The sequence below is a fragment of the Pseudomonas sp. TWP3-2 genome (assembly GCF_049897765.1).
Taxonomy (GTDB): domain Bacteria; phylum Pseudomonadota; class Gammaproteobacteria; order Pseudomonadales; family Pseudomonadaceae; genus Aquipseudomonas.
The window spans coordinates 14,602-34,409 of sequence record NZ_JAFCWW010000019.1 but is presented as its reverse complement, the minus strand read 5'-3'; the positions used below and the strand labels follow the sequence as shown (position 1 = coordinate 34,409).

Below are 19,808 nucleotides of genomic sequence, written 5' to 3'. Positions count from 1 at the left end.
TCAATCCGATGAGGCACTAACTTTAGTCGAGAAAGCCGTGGTGCGCGAATGACCACGCGCCACGGTTTTTGCGGGGGCTTGGGTCAGTCGTCAACGTTCATGAGTTGCTGCACGCCTTCCCACGCTTCGGCGCGCATCCGTTCGATATCCAGCCCCGGAATCACGCCGTTATCCACCACAATCCGGCCGCCCACCAGACTGTATTTCACCGTGATCGGCTCACCCGCGACCACTGGCGCGACCGCGCTGTCGTGGAAGCCATAGAAGCGTGGATGATCGAGGCTGTAGACCACCAGATCCGCCGCTTGCCCGACCTCAAGTGTGCCGACAGCACCCAGCCCCAACACCTGCGCGCCACCCGCTGTACCCCAGTGAATCACGTCCTCGGCGGTGGTGGCGCCGGCACCTTGTTCCGCGCGATGAATCAGCCATGCGGTGTTGGCTTCGCCGACCATGCTCCCGGATTCGTTGGACGCCACGCCGTCGACGCCGAGGGAAATCGGCACACCCGCTTCATACATCTGCGGGATTGGCGCCACGCCGCTGCCCAGTCGGGCGTTGCTCACCGGGCAGTGCGAGACGCCGGTGCCGGTCTGGGCGAGCATGCGGATCTCGCCCGGTTGCAGGTGCACTGCGTGGGCAAACCACACGTCGGGGCCGAGCCATTCGTGTTCGGCGACGAATTCCACTGGCAGGCAGTTGTACTTTTCGCGGCAGAAATTCACGTAGTTTTGAGTTTCCGACAAATGCGTGTGCAGGCGCAGGCCCATCCCTCTAGCGGTGTGCGCCAATTCGCGCAGCAGCGTTGGTGGCAGGGAGAAGGTTGGCGTGGTCGGCGCTACCACCACGCGGCGCATCGCATCCGGTGTGTCCTGGTGATAGCGCGATTTCAGCCGTTCAATATCGCCGACCATCTGCTCAAGACTTTCCGGTTGCAGCGCGGTTTTCGAGAAGCCCGGATGGGCGCTCGCCGACTCCAGCGCGCCGCCCCGGCACAGCACAAAACGCAGGCCGAATTCATCAGCGGTGTCGAACAGCAAATCGCCGGTCTCGGTGCTGCCGTTGGCGTGATAGAGGTAGTGGTGATCGGCGCAAGTGGTGACCCCAGACAGCAGCAACTCGACCATGCCCAGCCGCGCGGCGATCTGCGCCAGTTGCGGGGTGAAGCGGTTCAAACGTGGGTAGGGCACGCTGGCCAGCCAGCCTTGCAGATCCTGATTCAAGCCTTCAGGCACGGCTTTGAGCAGGTTCTGGAACAGGTGATGGTGGGTGTTGATCCATCCCGGATACACCAGTGAATTGCGCGCGTCGATCACCCGTTCCCCGGGCTGCGCTTCAAGGTTGGCGGCCATTTCAGCTATGCGCCCGTTGACGATGCGGATGTCCACCGCACCGGCGCGGGCGCGCGGGCCACGCAGGCCGGTCATCACCGCCACGGGGTTTTTGATCAGGATGTTTTGAAGTTGAGTCATGGGCAGCTCCAGTCAGAGGATGTGCGAAGCGGATTTGCTGGGCGTGCTCTCTGGCACGTTGACGCCGTTCAGTGCGGCGTTGAGCAGCACCGACACCAGGCAGGCGATCACCACGCTGCTGTGCAGGAACGGCTGCGACCACTCGGGCAATTGTTTGAACAGGGCCGGCGCGAGCACCGGCACTAGCGCGGCGGCGAGGGTGAAACCGACGATCAGTACGTTGTAGCGATTGCGCTCGTAATCGACTTTGGCCAGGGTCTGAATCCCCGCCGCCGCGACTACGCCGAACATGGCAATCCCGGCACCACCAAGGGCTGCGGTCGGCATCGAGGCGATGATCGCCCCGGCTTTCGGCACCAGCGCAATCGAGCACATCAGCAAGCCGCTGACCGCCACCACCCAGCGGCTGCGCACGCCGGTAAGGATCACCAGGCCGACGTTCTCCATGAACGCAATGAACGGGAACGCGGCGAACATGCCGGCGATGGTGCTGGCCAGGCCATTGGCGCGCAGACCGTTGATGACTTGTTTGTCTTCGACGGGTTTCTCAACGATGTCGCCGATGGCGACGAACAGCCCCATCGACTCGACCATCTGCACGATCATCACCACCACCATGGTCGCAATCGGGATCAGGCTGAAGGTCGGCAGACCGAAGTAGAACGGGTAGGGCACCGTCAGCCACGGTGCATCTTCGACGCTGTGAAAACTGCCCATGCCCAAACCGTACGCCAGCCCCGCGCCGATCAGCATCCCCACCAGCACCGCCATGTTGCGCAGCAGCGGGCTGCCGTAGCGGTTGACCAACAGGATGGTCAGCAGCACCACAACCGCCACGCCGAGAAATGCTGGAGCACCGAAGTTGCTCGCATTGCGCCCGCCGCCGACCCATTCGTAGGCAATCGGGAACAGCTGCAAGCCGATCACGGTGACGATGCAACCGGTCACCACTGGCGGAAAGAAGCGCCGCAATCGGCCCACGAACGGCGCTATCAGCATGGTGAAGATCCCGGCGCCAATCACCGCTCCGCAGACCCCCGCAAAGCCGACTTCCGGGTTGCTGCCGATGGCGATTACCGGGCCGACACTGCTGAACGCCACGCCTTGCAGAATCGGCAGGCGCACGCCGAATTTCCAGAAGCCGACGGTTTGCAGCAGCGTGGCGATGCCGGAGCAGAACAGCGTGGTGCTGATCAGCACCACCGTGTCGGCATGGGACATTTTCAACGCGCTGGCGACAATCAACGGCACGGCGATGGCGCCGATGTACGAAACGGCCATGTGTTGCAGGCCGAGGGTGAGCATCTGTCGCACCGGCAAAACGCGGTCGACCGGGTGCACGGTTGAGGCGGTACTTGATGGGGTTGTGGCTGACGACATGGGGAAACACCTCTAGCTGTTGTTATTCGGTACAGAGGGGTATTCGTCTGATGCCGCTTAGCTCAAGAGCACAATGGAACCCTGTGGGAGCTGGCTTGCCAGCGATGGCGATTTTGCAGTCACCATCTTTATCAACTGACAGTCCGCTATCGCTGGCAAGCCAGCTCCCACAGGTTTTGTGTAGTTCCTTCTGTTCTGGCATCAGTCATTCGTGCCCGGAACCGCCATCCACCGGCTCCGATGCCGTTCTTCAGCCTGCCAGGCAGGCGGCGAACCCTTGATTCAGCGCCGCACGATCCAGGTCGCGGCCGATGAATACGATCTTGCTCGAGCGTGGCTCCGTGCCCCACAAGGTCGAGGCGCGGAACTCGACCAGGCTGTGCACGCCTTGCAGCACGTAGCGCTGGTCTTCGTTGGCCACCGCCAGCACGCCTTTCATCCGGTACAGGTTGTCGGCCTGTACGTTGCGCAATTCGCTGATCCAGCGGTGGAACGCCATCAGATCGACTGCGCCATCCAAGGCGATGCCGACCGAGGTCACGCTCGGGTCATGGGTATGGTCCGGTTCGTCATGTTCGTGGTGATGTTCATCGGCGTGATGGTCGTGTTCGGCGCCGATTTCCATCAGCTTCTGGGTGGATTCGAAGGCGCCGATGCCGAGGATTTTCGACAGATCGATTTGCGCGTGGGTCGAGGTCACCAGATCTGCAGTGGCATTCAATCCACGAATCTTGCTGCTTAGTGCCTCGACTTCTTCGGCACTGACCAGATCGACCTTGTTGATGACGATGCGGTCGGCGCAGACGATCTGATCCACCGCCTGATTGTCGACGCCATCCAGTTGCAGATCTTCCAGATGCCGGGCGATGTGCTTGGCATCGACCATGGTCACGATGGCGTCGAGTTCGACTTCATCGGCGATCGGATCGTTGATGAAAAAACTCTGCGCCACCGGGTACGGATCGGCGAGGCCGCTGGTTTCGATCAGGATGTGATCGAGCCGCACCGGGCGCGCCACCAGTTCGCGGACGATGCGCACCAGATCCTCGCGAACTTCGGCGGTGCAGCACACGCAGCCGTTGACCATTTCGTAGATTTCTTCGGTTTCCGAGCTGAGCACCAGATCGCCGTCGATGCCGACCTCGCCGAACTCGTTTTCGATCACGGCAATCTTGCGCCCGTGGTTTTCCTTGAGGATGTAGTTGAGCAGGGTGGTTTTGCCGGCGCCGAGGAACCCGGTGAGGATAGTCACGGGGATTTTGGTGTTCGGGGTCGGGGCGTTGAATGGGGTGTTCATGTGAGGCTCCTTGATACTGATTAACCGGTGCACGATGAATTGGGTGATGCATGGATTCCTGTGGGAGCTGGCTTGCCAGCGATGACGGTGTGTCATTCAGAAGTGAGGTTGGCTGACCTGGCGCCATCGCTGGCAAGCCAGCTCCCACAGGGTTCTGTGTGTTCTCGCCAGCGGGTGGCGGTGCCCGCATCGAGGCCGAACAGGTCGAGGACGCGGCCGAGGCTGTGGTCGACCATTTGTGCGAGGTTATCGGGACGTGCGTAGAACGCCGGAACCGGCGGCGCGATGATCCCGCCCATCTCGGTGACGGCGGTCATGTTGCGCAGGTGCGCCAGGGTCAACGGCGTTTCGCGGGCCATCAGCACCAGCGTGCGGCGCTCCTTGAGCGTGACGTCGGCAGCGCGGCCGATCAGCCCGGATGAAGTGCCGGTGGCGATCTCCGCCAAGGTGCGCATGGAACAGGGCGCGACGACCATCCCGAGGCAGCGGAACGAGCCGCTGGCAATCCCGGCGGCGACGTCATCGGCGCGGTGGTAATGACTGGCCAGCGCCGTGACGTCGGCGAGTTTGTAATCGGTTTCGTGGGCCATGGTCAGCAGCGCGGCGCGGCTGATGATCAGGTGGCTCTCTATATTCAGCTCGGCCAGCAATTCCAGCAGACGCACGCCGTAGATGAACCCGGACGCGCCGCTGATCCCGACCACCATCCGTTGGCGGTTCACGCTGGATAATCCTTGAGCAAAACACGCGCACGTTCGAGCACGTCCTGATCAAGTTGCGCCTTGATCCCGTCAAACCCCGAACCGCGCGTGGCATCCAGGCCCATGCGCGACGTGGTGCCGTTGACCGAGGATGACGGGTCCAGCGGGCTGCCGGGCAAGCCGTCGATGACGAAAATATCCAGGTGCGGCTGGAAGTGCGTGGCCAGTGCCCACAACACCTGGCTGTCGTCGGTGATGTCGATATCGCTGTCCACCGCGATCACGCTTTTGAGGTACGGATCCCAGCCGAGCAGGGCGAGCATGATCTGCCGCGCCTCGCCGTCTCGGCTTTGATCCAGTGCAACGTAGCAATGAAAATGCGTGCCGGAATTCGGGTAATGCACGGCGGTCACGGCGGGGAAACGCGCCTTGAGCTTCTCGCTCATTTCCGCTTCACGCGGCAGTCGCGCCAGTGTGAGATGTTCGGCGTAGCGCCCGCCGACCACGTCTACCAGCCACGCGTTTTTGCGCCGTAACATCGTGTCGACGCGCAGTACGTTGTTGGTCGAACGGTCCGAGGAATAACCGCTGAATTCGCCGAACGGACCTTCTTCGGCATAGGCCGCAGGATCGATTGCGCCCTCAAGGACGAACTCTGCATACGCGGGTACGCCGATGCCGTAACGCGGGGTCTTGACCAGTTCCAGCGGGGCGCCAAACAGGCCACCAGCGACTGCGCGTTCATCACTGCCGAACGGCAAACGTGCCGCCGCCGCGAGCATGAACAGCGGATGCGCGCCGACCACCATCGCCACGCGCAATTCCTCGCCGCGCTCGCGGGCGATCTGCAACATCCGCCACAAGTGTCCGCGCGAGTGCAGGCTGGTGGCGAGGGCTTGGCGGGCGTGGCGCATCGAGCGGTGATAGCTCATGTTGGCGATGCCGGTCTGCGGGTCCTCGGCGATGATGATCGCGTTGGTGATGTACGGTCCGCGATCACTGTCGAAATGCTTGAGCATCGGCAGCAGCGCCAGGTCGAGTGTTTCGCCTTCGAACACTTCGTCGAGCACCGGGCCGGTTTCTACATAGCGCGGCGCAATTGGATGGTTGGCGCGGGCCTGGAAGGTTTCGTGCAACTGCGCCGCAGGCACGCCGAACAACCGGGCGATGCGGGTACGGGAGGCGAACAGGTTGGTCGCCACCGGCACGCCGAGGTTGCCGACTTGCTCGCAGATCAGCAACGGATCGCGGCCCTGAGCGGCGAGGGCATCGACCAGCGCGGTGACGTCCTGATCGGCGGAAAGAGGTTGGGTGATGGTCAGCACATCGTCCGGGTATTCGCGGCGATAAGCGTCGATGAAAACGTGGAAATCCTGGGTATCGCCAAGCGTCGAAACGGTCATGGTTTCACCTCAAAAAAGCAGGCGCGCAGGGCTGACAGAGCTTTCAATCGACAAGCCGTTGGCCTGCCGGTCGAGCGAACGCCGGGTCATCTTCGCGCCTGTAAAGTCGCTGTGTGCTCTTTGCGCGGGTCCCCCGTGGCGAGGGAGCTTGCTCCCGCTGGACTGCGCAGCAGGCCTGTTTTTTGGGGCGGCTTCGCCACCCAGCGGGAGCAAGCTCCCTCGCCACAGAGGTGCAACATCTCTTTCAGTTAGAGGTAAGTGGTGGTCAGACGTATGTCTGCTTCGATCAGGTCTTTGGGTGGCGGGGTCGGTTCGATCCCGCACAGCCTGGCGATGTTGTTGCCCAGGTAATCTTCGAGATGATCCTCATCGATCCCCAAGCCCTGCGGTGCCGGCGAGCACAGCACCTCAAGTTCACGCAGCCACATGCCCGGTTCGTTCGGCGGCGAGTCGGTGCCGAACACGATCTTGTTGCGCGGCAGTTCCTTGGCGAATTCGACGATCCGCGACTGGAAGCACCAACCGGATTCGCAGTACACGTTCGGCGTGTCCATGGCCATCCAGAACGCTTCGAACGAGTAGTTGCCGCCGGTCTGGATACCGAAGTGGCCGATGATGAAATTGACCATCGGGAACTCGCGGATGATCGGGTAGAACATGGTCGGAATGGTGTACGGGCCGTCGCCGGTATGGATCAGCACCACGATGTTGTACTTGGCGCAGACCTTCATCGCCGGGCGCAGCCAGTCCAGCGCGCGATCCGGGCGATAGCCGTGCATGTTGGCGTGCAGCTTGAGCATCTTGAAGCCGTATTCCTTGATGTGGAATTCCAGCTCCGCCGCGCCATTTTCCGGTCCCCAGCGCGGGTTGAAGTTGAAGTTGCCGATGAAGCGGTCCGGGTACTTCATGCACAGTTCGGCGATGTACGACATGTAATCGCGCACGCCCTCACGGCCACGGCGGTTGCCGTCGCGATAACCGGTGTTGCCCGGTGGCGGCTGGATGAAGCCCATGTCGATGCGGCGCGGTTTGCCGTTGATCATGTACGGGCCGTCCATCAGTTTGAGCATGCGCTCGCCGGTGAACGGTTCGCCGGTGTGGCGCCAGGCCTCGTCGACCAGATTGGTGGGGTGCAGATGGGTGTCGATGATCATCGGTTCAGCTCCTGGCCAGTTGAGTGGTGACGGGGCGCTTGAGCTGCGCCTCTGCTTCGGAAACGGAACGTGGTGGCGGGGTTGGCTCAAGGCCGATCATCCGCGCGGTGTTGTTGCCCAGGTAATCCTCGAGCGTGTTCTCGTCGAGGTTCAGGCCCTGCGGCGGCTCGTGGCAGAGCACTTCGAGCAAACGCAGCCACATGCCCGGTTCGTTCGGCGGGGTGTCGGTGCCAAACAGAATCTTGTGCGTCGGCAGGACTTTGGCGAACTCGACAATCCGCGATTGCAGGCACCAACCCGATTCGCAGTAGACGTTGGGCAACTCCATCGCCCATTGCATCGGTTCGAACACGTAGACGCCGCCGGTCTGCACGCCGAAGTGCGCCATGATGAAATCGACGTTGGGGAATTCCTTGATCATCGGCACCCATTCCGACGGGATGCTGTACGGCCCATCGCCGGTGTGCAGCTTGACCGGGATGCCCAGCTCGGCGCATTTCTCGAAGCACGGACGCACCCAGTCCAGCGCACGGTCAGGCCGATAGGCATGCATGTTGGCCTGCATCTGCACCATCTTGAAACCGTGCTCGGTGACGTAGCGCTCGATCGCCTCGACGCCGTTTTCCACGCCGCAGCGCGGGTTGTAGACGAAGCAGCCGATGAAACGATCCGGGTAGGTCTGGACCATTTTCAGGGTGTAGGCCATGTAGGCGTCGATGGACTCACGACCGGTCAGGTCGCCGTCGGTCCAGGTGTAAATAGTGTTGCCTTGGGGGGGCTGGATGAAGGCTTTGTCGATGCGGCGAGGTTTGCCGTTGACCATGTACGGGCCATCCATCATCTCCAGCAGACGCTCGCCGGTGAACGGGTCACCGTCATGCCTCCAGGCGAGGTCCACCAGATCGGTGGGATAGCAGCTGATATCGATGATCATTGCAGTCGATCTCCTGATAGCGGGGAAGGCAGCCTTGCGGCTGACAGCTTCCACGTCCCGGGTCATCGGCCATTTCTATGGGCAACTGGATTGCACATTCCCTCGCCTGGTCGCATCCGGCCCGGGTGGGTGGTTGCTTGAGGGCGAGTATTGGGAGGAGGGGTTGGGTTCGTACAATATTAATTGGGAGGGGTGGTGATACTTCAGGGATATCGCGAGCCGCCTTCACCAGCGGCTCTTGATGCTTGAATCAAAACTCTAATGAAGCGCCGTCTTCCGGGATGTCTACGCGACTCTCGATACCCTGCTGTTTGACGTAGGTGCGCAATTGCTTGCGGGTCAGGGACATATGGTTGACTGCGTCCATGTGCACGGCGACGATTTTTGCGTTTTTCGCGACCTGTGAAGCGCGCAGAACGTCCTCTTCACCCATGATGATTGCACCCTCGTAGTCGGTCATTTTTGCTTTCCCGGCATTGAGCACGATGACCTCGGGGTGATATTTCTCGATGGCCTGGTCGACCTCTTTACGCCAGATAGTGTCGCCGGCGAGGTAGAGCGTCTTGTAGCCTGGCGCTTGAAAAACGACGCCCATTGCTTCGCCCAGTGGTTTCGCCAGAGCGGGTACGGCATACATTTCGTCGGTGCCATGCTGACCACCGGTCTTGCTGATTTTGACGCCGCCGAATTCAGCTTCATCAGTCAGTACGCGGACATCCTTGAAACCCTGGGAGCGAATCAGCTGCGCATCTTCTTCATGCTGAGTGAACAGAGGGATGTCTTTGGGCAGCGCTTTTTGTGCGGCATCATCCCAGTGGTCAAGATGCGTATGCGTGACGATGACTGCGTCGATACCGGAGATCACTTCAGCCGGCGACTCTGTCAGATCAACCAACGGATTGCGCAGGTTGCTTCGGTAAGTATTTTCAAATCCTGGATAGGCTCCCTTTTTGGCGAGCATTGGGTCGATCAGGAATGTCGTGCCGCCGTAGGTGATTTTCACCGTGGCGTTACGAATTTGCTGCAAGTCGACTTTATGCAATGCGTCCGGCGACTTGGGGGCGTTTGATCCCGCAAATGCCGGTGCGGTGGCCACAGCGCAAGCAATGCTGAGCGCAAGAGGGAGTGTTCTGAAGTTCATGTGATTAATCCTGTTGATACATCGAGAACACCATTCTTGCCGAATGCTTTGAAGCCTGACAGTGGCCTGAATGACATATTTCGATATAATCGGGCCAATCGACTAACGTGCCCGTACATTTGAGAGGGGCGATTTATCCCTCTGAGGCTGCCTGATGCAATCCATACGTGTGGCTGTTCTGGCTTTCGACGGCGTAAGTCTGTTCCATCTTTCTGTCCCGGGCGTGGTTCTGGGTACGGCTCAATCCGCGCCCGGTGAACCGCAATACGAGGTCAGCTACTGCGCAGAGTCGCCGGGTACGGTGAGTAGCGACCAAGGCATCGGCCTGGAGGTCGCTCATGGCCTGGAACTGATGGAGGCATCTGATGTAATTGTCATTCCCGCGTGGGGCGATCAGTCGGTCGTTGCATCTGCGCAGCTTGTGAAAGCCTTGCAGCTCGCTAATGCCCAGGGAAAGCTCATCGTCGGCTTGTGTCTGGGAGCATTCGTGCTCGGAGATGCCGGGCTGCTTGATGGCAAGGAAGCGACCACCCACTGGGCCGTCAGAGACGAATTTTCCCGACGCTTCCCTGAGGTTCATTTCAGGCCCGAGGTGCTCTATGTCAGTGATGGCAATATCGTGACTTCTGCGGGAACCGTGGCGGCAATCGATTGTTGCCTGCACTTGATACGCCAGCGGCTCGGTGCCGATGTGGCGAATCGCACCGCAAAGATGCTGGTAACGCCGCCGCACAGGCAGGGAGGTCAGGCTCAATACGTTGAGCGCCCTGTGCCGCAGCTATCCAGCGAGACTCATTTGTCTGATGTACTGGCGTGGGCGCGTACGCACCTGTCCAGTGATCTGTCTCTCGATGTCCTGGCAGACATGGCGAAAATGAGCAGGCGCACGTTTACTCGCCGCTTTAAGGAGGCGACGGGCAGTACCGTCTCTAAATGGCTGAATGCCGAGCGAGTCGTCAGAGCACAAGAACTGCTTGAAACGACTGATTTACCCATTGAATGCGTTGCCGGAGAGGCAGGTTTCGGAACGCCCTTATCCTTGAGGCAACAATTCGTCGCTCATCTCGGCACGTCGCCTTCTGAATATCGGCGAACGTTTTTTCGCGAAATGAAGCCGGATGGATTTAAACGGAGCAGCTGAGTCCGAAAGGCCTCAGCAGTAAACCTCATCAACAGTCTTCGGTGACTCCGGTGTAAAGCGCGCGGTCATGGCTGGGGGAGGGCAGGATCTTCAAGCGTACCCAAAACCAACTGCCGCACGGCTTCAACCACAGGCGCCACGCGCTCAGCCTGCCCATGCGGCCAAACCGCATAGAGATTGTAATGCGCGGCAATCTGCGCCTCGTTCAACGCCACCAGCCGCCCACTGCGCAACGCATCTGCTGCCAATAATCCGCGCACCAGTCCTGCGCCGACACCGGCCTCGGCGGCGGCAATCAGGTTGGCCGCATTATCAAAAATCACCCGTGCCGGAGGCTCGTTCGGCGGCATGCCGGCGGCATCCAGCCACGGAATCCACGAGCGCCGCGTATACCCCAAAAGCGGCAGTTCCAAAATCTGCGCCGGACTCAGCGGCACCTGTAATTCATGCCGCGCCAGCAGCTCAGGCGAAGCCACTGCCAACACCCGATCCCCACAGATCTGCACCATCTCGCAGTCATCCCAATCGCCATAGCCATAACGCAATGCCAGGTCCACGCGCTCGAACGTGCTGCGATCACTGCGCGGCATCGACAGCAGCGTCACCTCATAATCCGGCAGGCTATCGAGTAACTGCGGCAGGCGCGGATTGAGCCAGCTCTGCGCCAGTTCACTGTCCACATCCAGCGTCAGACGCTGAGCCACGCTACGGTTTTTCACCGAAGACAAGGCGCGATCAATCTGCGCCAGGCCATCCGACAGCACGCTGGCAAACAGCTGCCCGGCATCGGTCAGGTTGCTGCCGCCGCCTTCACGCACGAACAGCGGCTGGCCGATGAAATCTTCGAGTGCGCGGATCTGCTGGCTGATGGCGCTGTGTGTGAGGTCGAGTTTGCGCGCGGCGCTGGAGAAACTGCCGCTGCGCGCTGCGTGAATAAACGCGCTCATGGACTGCACCGACGGGTATCGCTTGTACATGTTGTTAGTCCTGCTTACACCGGTTGGCAGAAATCGTCGCTGGCCGCGATTTGTCGTGGCTCCCAATAATCGGTCACCAGGCCTGCACAAAGACGGGCCGCTCTTTTGGAGCCTGACAATGATTACATTCACGGTAAACGGCGAACGACGCGAGCTGGTCGAGGCGTCCCCCTCCATGCCCTTGTTATGGGTCTTGCGCGATCAATTGAAACTCACCGGCACCAAGTTCGGCTGCGGCATGGGCCTGTGCGGTGCCTGCACTGTGCACCTGAACGGCGTCGCGGTGCGTTCCTGCCAGTTGCCAGTGGCCGCCGTCGCTGGCCACAACATCACCACTATCGAAGGCTTGTCGCCCACCGAGACCCATCCGCTGCAACTGGCCTGGGTCGCCGAAGATGTGCCGCAATGCGGCTACTGTCAATCCGGGCAGATCATGTCTGCCGCTGCGCTGCTCAACACTGGCGCGGCGGTGACTGACGATTCGATCCGCAACGCCATGTCCGGCAATATCTGCCGTTGCGGCACCTACGGGCGCATCAACAAAGCCATCAAACGCGCGGCGAATGCGCCGAAGGAGGCGTGATGAGCCGCCTGGATGACACGCAATTCGAGCTGCCGCGCCGGGAATTTCTCAAGCAAGCGGTAACGGTCGCTTCAGGTTTGGCGATTGCCCTGTATTTGCCCTCCGGCGCGGCCGCGACTGACCCGAAAGCCCCGGCGCCAGCCACCGAATTCGAGCCGAATGCCTGGGTGCGCGTGCTGCCCGACGGTACGGTGAAACTGGTGGTGCACAAGCACGATTCCGGCACCGGCACTCACACGGCTTTGGCTGCGTGCGTGGCCGAGGAGCTGGACGTCAACCCGATGACCGTGCAGGTGATTACCCCGGAAGATCCGTTTTTCGAAACCTACATTCATCCGGTGTGGAAGGTGTTTTCTACCGGTGGCAGCACCAGTGTTTCGCTGGAATACGACCGGCTGCGCATGGCTGGGGCCACGGCGCGGGCGCTGTTGATTTCGGCGGCTGCCAGGCAGTGGAAAGTCAGTGCCGATAGCTGTTCTACCGAAGAAGGTCGGGTGGTACATCTGTCGAGCCAACGCAGCCTCGGCTATGGCGAACTGGTCGGCGTGGCGGCGCATCTGCCGGCACCGGCCAACGTCACGCTGAAGGATCCTTCGCAGTTCAAATACATCGGCAAACTGCGGCACAAACGCGATGCAGCAGCCAAAGTCTGCGGACGCTTCAAGTACAGCATCGACGTGCAATTGCCGGGGATGTTAGTGGCGGTGATTCAGCGTGCACCGGTGGTCGGGGCGAAAGTCGTGGCGGTAGATTCAGCGGCGGCATTGCAAGTGCCCGGCGTTCGCAACGTCATGGCAATTCCGGGCCGGCCTGATGTTCTCGGCGGCAATCAGGAGGGCGTGGCGGTGCTGGCCGATACTTTCTGGGCCGCGCAAGAAGGGCGCAAGCTGCTGGAAATCAAATGGAGCGAATCGACGCTGGCGGGATTCGACAGCGAAGAGCTACACAAGGCCCAGGCTTTGGCGATTGGCGACGCGAAAACGCAAACCATCAAAGCCATGACCCACGGTGACGTCGCCGCACAATGGCCGCGCGCAGCCAAGCTGCTCGAAGCCGATTACAGCATGCCCTACAAGGTGCAAAACCCGCTGGAACCGATCTGCATCACCGCGCAGGTCAAGGACAAGGCGATCACCTATTGGGGCGGCGTGCAGGTGCCGTCCTCGGCACTGGAAGGCGCCCGAGTGATCTGCGGATTCGACAAAGACCAAGTCACCATCCATGAACTGGTGTCCGGCGGCAGTTTCGGCGCACGAGAAGCCAAATACTGGTTGTTCGAAGTCGCTTATCTGGCGCAGCAGACCGGTGTGCCGGTGAAGTTGCTCAACAGCCGTGAAGACGAAATGCACGCGCTGTTCTATCACCCGGCGACTCTGCATCGGGTCAAAGGCGCACTGGATGCGAGCGGCAAACTCAGCGCACTGCAATTGCACGCCGTGTCGCCAGCCTCGCCAGAGCAGTGGGAGCCGGGCTATTTCGAGCGCCCGGATCACATGGATTACAGCACCACCGAGGCGATCACCGCGTGGGACTTCGCCTATCGTCCGCCACACCTGGATCTGAATTGGGTCAAGCACGAAAGCGGTGTGCCCAGTGGTTGGTATCGCTCGGTGAGTTTCATTCCCAACGTGTTCGCCGTCGAGAGTTTCATGGATGAACTGGCGCATGCGGCTGGCGCAGATCCTTTGGCATTTCGGCTGGCGAATATGCAGGAGCGTCCACGGCATGTCGCGGTGCTCAAACAAGCCGCCGAGCGCGCCGGGTGGGGCCAGCCATTGCCGCCAGATACCGCGCTGGGGATCGCGACCAATCAGGGTTACACCAGTTTTATCGCGGTGGTCGCGCGGGTTGTGAAAGTCGATGGGCAAGCGAAAGTAGAGAAGCTCACTTGTGTGGTCGATTGTGGTCTGGCGGTCTCACCCGGAGGCGTCGAGGAACAAATCTATGGCGGGCTGATGTGGGGCCTTGGCCATGCGTTGTTTGATCGGCTCGACATCAAACAGGGCAGGGTGCTGCAGAGCAACTTCCACGATTACCGCGTTACGCGCATGTCCGACATGCCGGCGGTGGACATCCTTGTGCTCGACGGCCAGCCGGATAAACCCGGCGGCGTCGGTGAGCTGGGCAGTCCTTCGGTGGTGCCGGCCATCGCCAACGCGCTGTTCAGCCTGACCGGCGTGCGTCAGCGCTCGACGCCGCTGAGCCTCGGGTAAGCCGCCATGGACCTGCGCTTGCTGCGTTATTTCATGGCGCTGGCCGACGAGTTGCATTTCGGTCGTGCGGCGGAGCGGTTGCACATTTGCCAGCCGCCGCTCAGTCAGCAGATTCGTTTGCTCGAAGAAGAACTTGGCACGCCGCTGTTCGAGCGCAGTCATCATCGGGTTGAGCTGACGGCAGCGGGGCAGATGCTCAAGGAGCAGGCACCGCTGGTGTTCGAACAGCTCGAACGCGCGCTGGACCTGACCCGTCAGACCGGGCGCGGGCAGCTCGGTGAGCTGGAAATCGGCATGATCAGTTCGGTGATGGTCGGCGTGCTGCCCAAAGCCCTGCATCTGTTTCGCGAGCGCTATCCGCAGGTCAATTGGCGTCTGCATGAAATGACCCCGGCGGCGCAGGTCAAGGCGTTGAAGGAAAAGCGCATTGACGCCTGTGTGTTTCGCGTTGGCTATGACGACCCGCAGTTGCGCAATGAACTGCTGATCTACGAGCCGATCCGCGTAGTGATGCCGGCGGATCATCCGTTGGCCAGTCGCGAACATCTGGCGCCCGCCGATCTGGCGCAGGAACCGTTCGTGGCGCTGGAATTGAAGCAGTCGCGGTTCGCCGATTTTCTGTTTCAGTGCTGCATCAAGGCCGGGTTCACGCCGCAGATTCGTCAGCAGGTGATCGAGGTGCAGACCTTGCTCAGCCTGGTCAGCGCCGGATTTGGCGTGGCGCTGTTGCCGGCGTCAATCGAGCAACTGGCTCCGGCGGGGCTGGTGTTTCGCCGCCTGACTCCGGCGCTGCCGGAAGTGCCGCTGTACGCCACTTACCGCGCCGACGATGCCTCGCCGGTGCTCAGGTTGTTTCTCGATACCTTGCGCGAATTGGTCGAAACCTCAAATCTGCACTGAACCTTGTGGGAGCTAGGGGATTGGTGGATGTCCGGGAAGAATGCTCGGCACGATCCCAACAGCCTGCGGTCGTAACCTTCACATGCTCGCATCACCTGTGGAGAGCCAATGAGCCAGGACGTACTGACCACCGAAACCAATCGCCGCCAGTTGCAGCAGATCATTGCGAGTCTGTCCGACGGGGTGATTTTGCTGGAACTCGATCAGAGCATTCTCTGGGCCAACGAAGCGGCGTTGACCATGCACGGCATCAGTCGCGTCGGTGAGCTCGGGCACAATGCCAAGGAGTACGCTGAACGCTTCAACCTGCGCTATCGCAACAATCACCCATTGACCGCCGATCAATACCCGCTCAGCCGCGTGGCGGCCGGTGAAACCTTCAGCGACGTGCTGGTCGAAGTCACTCCGGCGCATGATGAAGAACGCACCTGGGTGCATACCGTGCGCAGTCTGGTATTGACTGATCGCAACGGCGATCCCGAATCGCTGGTGCTGATCATGAGCGACGTCACCGACTGGGCCAACGCCGAGCAGCGCTTCGAGAAGACCTTCAATGCCAACCCGGCCCCTGCGGTCATCTGCCGTCTCAGCGACTTGCGCTACATCAAGGTCAATCCGGGGTTTCTGGAGATGACCGGCTACAGCCGCGATCAGGTGATCGGCGCCTCGACCTATGAGCTGGACATCCTCGAAAAGGCCGAGCGCAAAGAGCTAGCGATCCAGCGTCTGCGCGATGTGGCGACCATTCCGCAGATGCAGGCTGAGCTGCGCACGGCCGACGGAGGCAGCAAGCAGGTAGTCGTCGCCGGTCAGACGCTGATACTCAACGATGAAGACTGCATGTTGTTTTCCTTTGTCGACATGGAGCCACGGCGCAAGGTCGAAGTGGCGTTACGGCAAAGTGAAGAACGCTTCGCCAAGGCCTTTCGCCTGACGCCGGTGCCGATTCTCATCTGCAGCACTGACGAGCAGCGGGTGATCGACGTCAATCAGGCGTTCCTCGATACCCTGGCTTACAGCGGCGATGAGGTGCTGGGCAAGACGGTTTCCGAGCTGGAGTTTGTCGATGATGTCGCGGCGCGCACGCGTCTGTTTGCGGCGCTGGTCAAATCCGGCCGGGTTGATCGCGTGGATTTGCGCGTGCGCAAGAAAGACGCGGATCTGCTCGAGTGCGCGGTCTCGGCCGAGACGATGGTCATCCAGGACACGCCGTGCTATTTGCTGGCGCTGATGGACATCACCGAGCGCAAACGCACCGAATTGGAGCTGGTGGCGGCGATTGAGGAGGTGATGAAAGACGCGTCCTGGTTCAGCCGCACGCTGATTGAAAAACTGGCCAATGTGAAAAAGGTCAATTCTCCGCAATTGCCTAGCGTGTCGTTCACGGAGCTGACGGCGCGTGAGCGTGACGTGCTCGGGCTGATCTGCGAAGGGCTGGCGGACAAGGAAATCGCGGCGCGCCTGAAACTCGCACCGAATACTGTGCGTAATCATGTGGCGACGGTCTACTCCAAGCTTGATGTGCACAGCCGCAGCGAGGCGATTGTCTGGGCGCGGGAGCGTGGACTGTTCTCTGGCGTGTGGGGAAGCAAAGGCCAGCGATAAGGTGCAAATGCACTAGTCGAAGGGGTGCAAATTCGGGTTTTGGCATCAGGCGCAGGTTCTTAGTCTGTTCAGGTGCGATACGGGTCTGCGGATTCTGGTCGCATCCTCTTCGAAGCGGTTTAAGGATCGACCCATGTGTCTGTTGTCTTTCATTGAGTCATTTCTGGTGCGTCGTCACGCGGGAGTATCGGGATGATCAATCTGGCGCAGTTGCGCGTGCAGCTGGAGCGCAGTTTTTCGCCGTTGGCGTGTGAGTGTGTGGTGGATGGGGAGAATTCGCTGACGGTGAAGTTGTATCACCCGGCGTCGGGGCGGGTTGACCTGGTGGTTAGTGGGTTGAGTCTGGATGCTTTGCGGTCTGGGGAGGCTGTGGAGGGGTTGGTTGGGGAGTTGCGGTATGAGTTGGAGAGCAATTCTTTGCGGTCTTTTGTGGATCCTGTTTGATTACATATCCGTTGTTGGGTGAAGGCTGCTTACGGTTCCGCCCTTACGGCGGGTCACCTTTTTCAAACGCCAAAAAGGTAACCCAAAAGGCTTTGCCCTGACGTTCGGCCCTCGCTGTGGCTCGGGTTCCTTCGCTGCGGGATTGATCCGGGGGCATCGCCTCCGGTTTGCTGCGCTGCACCTCCTCTCGATGTGTTTGGCTGCGCCAAACGGTCGCTTCGCTCCCATCCCCGAATCAATCCCTCCACTCAGCCTGCCGATGGGCGCTTGAGATCAAGATCAAGGGCTGCAGCCGAGCTAACGCTCATCCTGTTGAGTGGTGGTGGGTCAAAATCTGAGCCGCGATTGCGTGCTTTTTAAATGTTGAATTCACCTCGGTATCCCACGTCGGCGTAATTCTTGTGAGCACCTCGGTCAGTCCCCTCTACCTCTGGGCGGTCCGACGTTTCGGGAGGGCTAGGGTGAGGGCCGCGATCAACAGTCATGCACAGATTGCTCAAACCACGCGATCCGCTTTTACCATCCCACCCCAAAATCGACAGCCAATTCCCTCTAGTCCCACCATTCCACTGGCACTTGCCGGACTCTGGTCTATAAGGAATGAGTGGTTCGGTTTCCATTGCCGTGCATTGTCCTGCCCGGCCACGGGAGTTTTCTTCCATTCTTCGCGGGTCGTCCTATGAATAATCCTGGGAAACGCGTGTGTTCTGCGTTGTCGTTTGCTTTTCTGTTGGGGCTGCTCAGTGCCTGCGCCAGTCCTCCACCTCCGCCGCCTGCCGCGCCGCCTCCACCGCCTGAACGTACTTGCGAAGTCCTCGAAAACACTGAAGTGGTCGGTGATGCGTATGCCGATGGCCAAGTCACTCGACAGATCACGACCACCCGTTGCGTCACGCAATAGCGCCGGCGCGGCGTAAGTCCCGGGTTGAGCGGGTTGTGCTGGTGGCCGATCTGGCCGGTACGGCGGTGTTTGCTGTCGAGGGCGCGATTGCGGCGATGCGCAGTCAGCTTGATCTGCTCGGGGTCATGGTGATTGCGTTCATCGTGGCGCTGGGCGGTGGGGTTACGCGTGATCTGCTGATTGGCGCTACGCCGGCCAATGCTGTGGCGGATTGGCGTTACCCTGCGCTGGCGTTCGCCATGGGCGGTCTGGCGTTTGTGTTTCATGAACAGGTGCTGAGCTGGTCTGGATCGACGTTGATCGTGCTTGATGCCGCCGGGCTGGCGTTGTTTGCCGTGGCCGGGGCGCAGAAGGCGTTGAACTATGGCATCTCGCCGTTTGTGGCGATGCTGATGGGCACGATCACCGGGGTCGGTGGCGGGGTGATTCGCGACATTGTGCTGGCACGGGTGCCGGTGGTGTTGCAGGCGGATTTGTATGCGAGCTCGGCGTTTGTCGGGGCGGCGGTGTTGATCATTGGCCGGCGGCTGGGCGTGTCACCGGTGGCTGCGGCGTTGCTGGCGGGCGCGGCGTGCTTGTCGTTGCGACTGTTGTCGGTGCATTTCGGCTGGCAACTACCAAAAGTCATGGACCTGTAAGCCTCCTGTAGGAGCTGTCGAGTGCAACGAGGCTGCGATCTGTTGATCTTGGTTTTTTAAAATCAAAGTCAAAGGATCGCAGCCTCGTTTTACTCGTCAGCTCCTACACGGAGCGCAATCAGGACAGGAAGCCGCCGTCCACATTCAGCGAAACACCGGTGGTGTAGCTCGAAGCATCACTCGCCAGGAACAACACTGCGCCGGCCATTTCACTCGGATCAGCCACGCGCTTGAGCGGGATCTGCGCCAGCGCTTGCTTGAGGATTGCGTCGTTTTTCACCAGCGCCGAAGCGAACTTGGTGTCGGTCAAACCCGGCAGCAAAGCGTTGCAGCGGATGCCGAATTGCGCGCATTCCTTGGCGAAGACTTTGGTCATGTTGATCACCGCAGCCTTGGTCACCGAGTAGATGCCCTGGAATATCCCCGGCGAAATACCGTTGATCGACGCGACGTTGATGATGCTGCCACCGCCGTTCTCGCGCATCAGCTTGCCGGCTTCGACCGACATGAAAAAGTAGCCACGGATGTTCACGTCGACGGTTTTCTGGAAGGCGCTCAGATCGGTGTCGAGCACGTTGCAGAATTGCGGATTGGTTGCGGCGTTGTTGACCAGAATGTCCAGACGGCCGAACTGTTCCTTGATCCCGGCGAATACCTGGCTGATCTGCTCCATCTCACCAATGTGGCAGGCGACCGCGGTGGCCTTGCCGCCGGCAGCGATGATCGCGTCGGCGACATGCTGGCAGCCGTCGAGTTTGCGGCTCGACACGATCACGTGTGCGCCTTGCTGGGCCAGCAGTTTGGCGATGGCTTCACCGATGCCACGGCTGGCGCCGGAGACGAATGCAATCTTGCCGTCGAGGTCGAACAACTGAGTCTTGGACATGCTATCCCCTTGAAAGAGTCTTGTTATGAGGCGTGCGA

General features: G+C 60.5%; 17 protein-coding genes. 7 read left to right on the top strand and 10 right to left on the bottom strand.

What is annotated here, in order from left to right:
- Positions 1-83: 83 nt before the first annotated feature.
- From ACP7EE_RS22180 to ACP7EE_RS22145, 8 genes are all read right to left on the bottom strand, one after another.
- The gene (locus ACP7EE_RS22180) at positions 84-1,472 is read right to left on the bottom strand and encodes an amidohydrolase family protein (RefSeq protein ID WP_426236759.1); all 1,389 of its coding nucleotides are present in this window, start codon (positions 1,470-1,472) and stop codon (positions 84-86) included.
- A gap of 12 nt (positions 1,473-1,484) precedes the next feature.
- Positions 1,485-2,852, bottom strand: a complete 1,368-nt coding sequence (locus ACP7EE_RS22175) for a nucleobase:cation symporter-2 family protein (protein ID WP_426204388.1) — start codon at positions 2,850-2,852, stop codon at positions 1,485-1,487.
- A 250-nt stretch (positions 2,853-3,102) separates the two neighbouring features.
- Positions 3,103-4,149, bottom strand: coding sequence for a CobW family GTP-binding protein (locus tag ACP7EE_RS22170; RefSeq protein ID WP_426236757.1), 1,047 nt, complete (start codon positions 4,147-4,149; stop codon positions 3,103-3,105).
- 92 nt (positions 4,150-4,241) lie between these two features.
- Positions 4,242-4,856, bottom strand: coding sequence for a UbiX family flavin prenyltransferase (locus ACP7EE_RS22165; RefSeq protein ID WP_426236846.1), 615 nt, complete (start codon positions 4,854-4,856; stop codon positions 4,242-4,244).
- An 11-nt stretch (positions 4,857-4,867) separates the two neighbouring features.
- Positions 4,868-6,253, bottom strand: coding sequence for a UbiD family decarboxylase (locus tag ACP7EE_RS22160; protein WP_426236755.1), 1,386 nt, complete (start codon positions 6,251-6,253; stop codon positions 4,868-4,870).
- A gap of 248 nt (positions 6,254-6,501) precedes the next feature.
- Complete coding sequence (locus ACP7EE_RS22155; RefSeq protein ID WP_134418495.1) at positions 6,502-7,407, bottom strand: amidohydrolase family protein; 906 nt, start codon at positions 7,405-7,407, stop codon at positions 6,502-6,504.
- A 4-nt stretch (positions 7,408-7,411) separates the two neighbouring features.
- Positions 7,412-8,341: an amidohydrolase family protein gene (locus ACP7EE_RS22150; protein WP_420649597.1), complete on the bottom strand. Its 930-nt coding sequence runs from the start codon at positions 8,339-8,341 to the stop codon at positions 7,412-7,414.
- Between the two features lie 250 nt (positions 8,342-8,591).
- Complete coding sequence (locus ACP7EE_RS22145; RefSeq protein ID WP_426236753.1) at positions 8,592-9,482, bottom strand: MBL fold metallo-hydrolase; 891 nt, start codon at positions 9,480-9,482, stop codon at positions 8,592-8,594.
- Between the two features lie 154 nt (positions 9,483-9,636).
- On the opposite strand from ACP7EE_RS22145, the gene ACP7EE_RS22140 reads away from it, so the two are divergent.
- A complete protein-coding gene (locus ACP7EE_RS22140; protein ID WP_426236751.1) occupies positions 9,637-10,623 on the top strand; it encodes a GlxA family transcriptional regulator in 987 nt (328 codons plus the stop codon).
- A gap of 65 nt (positions 10,624-10,688) precedes the next feature.
- Here ACP7EE_RS22140 and ACP7EE_RS22135 read toward each other — a convergent pair whose 3' ends face one another.
- Complete coding sequence (locus ACP7EE_RS22135; RefSeq protein ID WP_426204380.1) at positions 10,689-11,600, bottom strand: LysR substrate-binding domain-containing protein; 912 nt, start codon at positions 11,598-11,600, stop codon at positions 10,689-10,691.
- 118 nt (positions 11,601-11,718) lie between these two features.
- On the opposite strand from ACP7EE_RS22135, the gene ACP7EE_RS22130 reads away from it, so the two are divergent.
- The 6 genes from ACP7EE_RS22130 (at position 11,719) to ACP7EE_RS22105 (ending at position 18,884) form a co-directional block, all read left to right on the top strand.
- Positions 11,719-12,183 carry a (2Fe-2S)-binding protein gene (locus ACP7EE_RS22130; RefSeq protein WP_426204378.1) on the top strand — a complete coding sequence of 155 codons (465 nt, stop codon included), beginning with the start codon at positions 11,719-11,721 and terminating at the stop codon, positions 12,181-12,183.
- Complete coding sequence (locus ACP7EE_RS22125; protein WP_426236749.1) at positions 12,183-14,396, top strand: molybdopterin cofactor-binding domain-containing protein; 2,214 nt, start codon at positions 12,183-12,185, stop codon at positions 14,394-14,396. The genes ACP7EE_RS22130 and ACP7EE_RS22125 overlap by 1 nt, the downstream gene beginning before the upstream one ends.
- A 6-nt stretch (positions 14,397-14,402) precedes the next feature.
- Complete coding sequence (locus ACP7EE_RS22120; protein ID WP_426236747.1) at positions 14,403-15,296, top strand: LysR substrate-binding domain-containing protein; 894 nt, start codon at positions 14,403-14,405, stop codon at positions 15,294-15,296.
- 108 nt (positions 15,297-15,404) lie between these two features.
- The gene (locus ACP7EE_RS22115) at positions 15,405-16,901 is read left to right on the top strand and encodes a helix-turn-helix transcriptional regulator (protein WP_426236745.1); all 1,497 of its coding nucleotides are present in this window, start codon (positions 15,405-15,407) and stop codon (positions 16,899-16,901) included.
- Positions 16,902-17,093: 192 nt separating this feature from the next.
- Positions 17,094-17,345: a DUF1652 domain-containing protein gene (locus ACP7EE_RS22110; protein ID WP_426204371.1), complete on the top strand. Its 252-nt coding sequence runs from the start codon at positions 17,094-17,096 to the stop codon at positions 17,343-17,345.
- A gap of 885 nt (positions 17,346-18,230) precedes the next feature.
- Complete coding sequence (locus tag ACP7EE_RS22105) at positions 18,231-18,884, top strand: trimeric intracellular cation channel family protein (RefSeq protein WP_426236743.1); 654 nt, start codon at positions 18,231-18,233, stop codon at positions 18,882-18,884.
- Positions 18,885-19,002: 118 nt separating this feature from the next.
- On the opposite strand, the gene ACP7EE_RS22100 is transcribed toward ACP7EE_RS22105, so the two are convergent.
- A complete protein-coding gene (locus ACP7EE_RS22100; RefSeq protein WP_426204367.1) occupies positions 19,003-19,770 on the bottom strand; it encodes an SDR family oxidoreductase in 768 nt (255 codons plus the stop codon).
- Between the last annotated feature and the right edge of the window lie 38 nt (positions 19,771-19,808).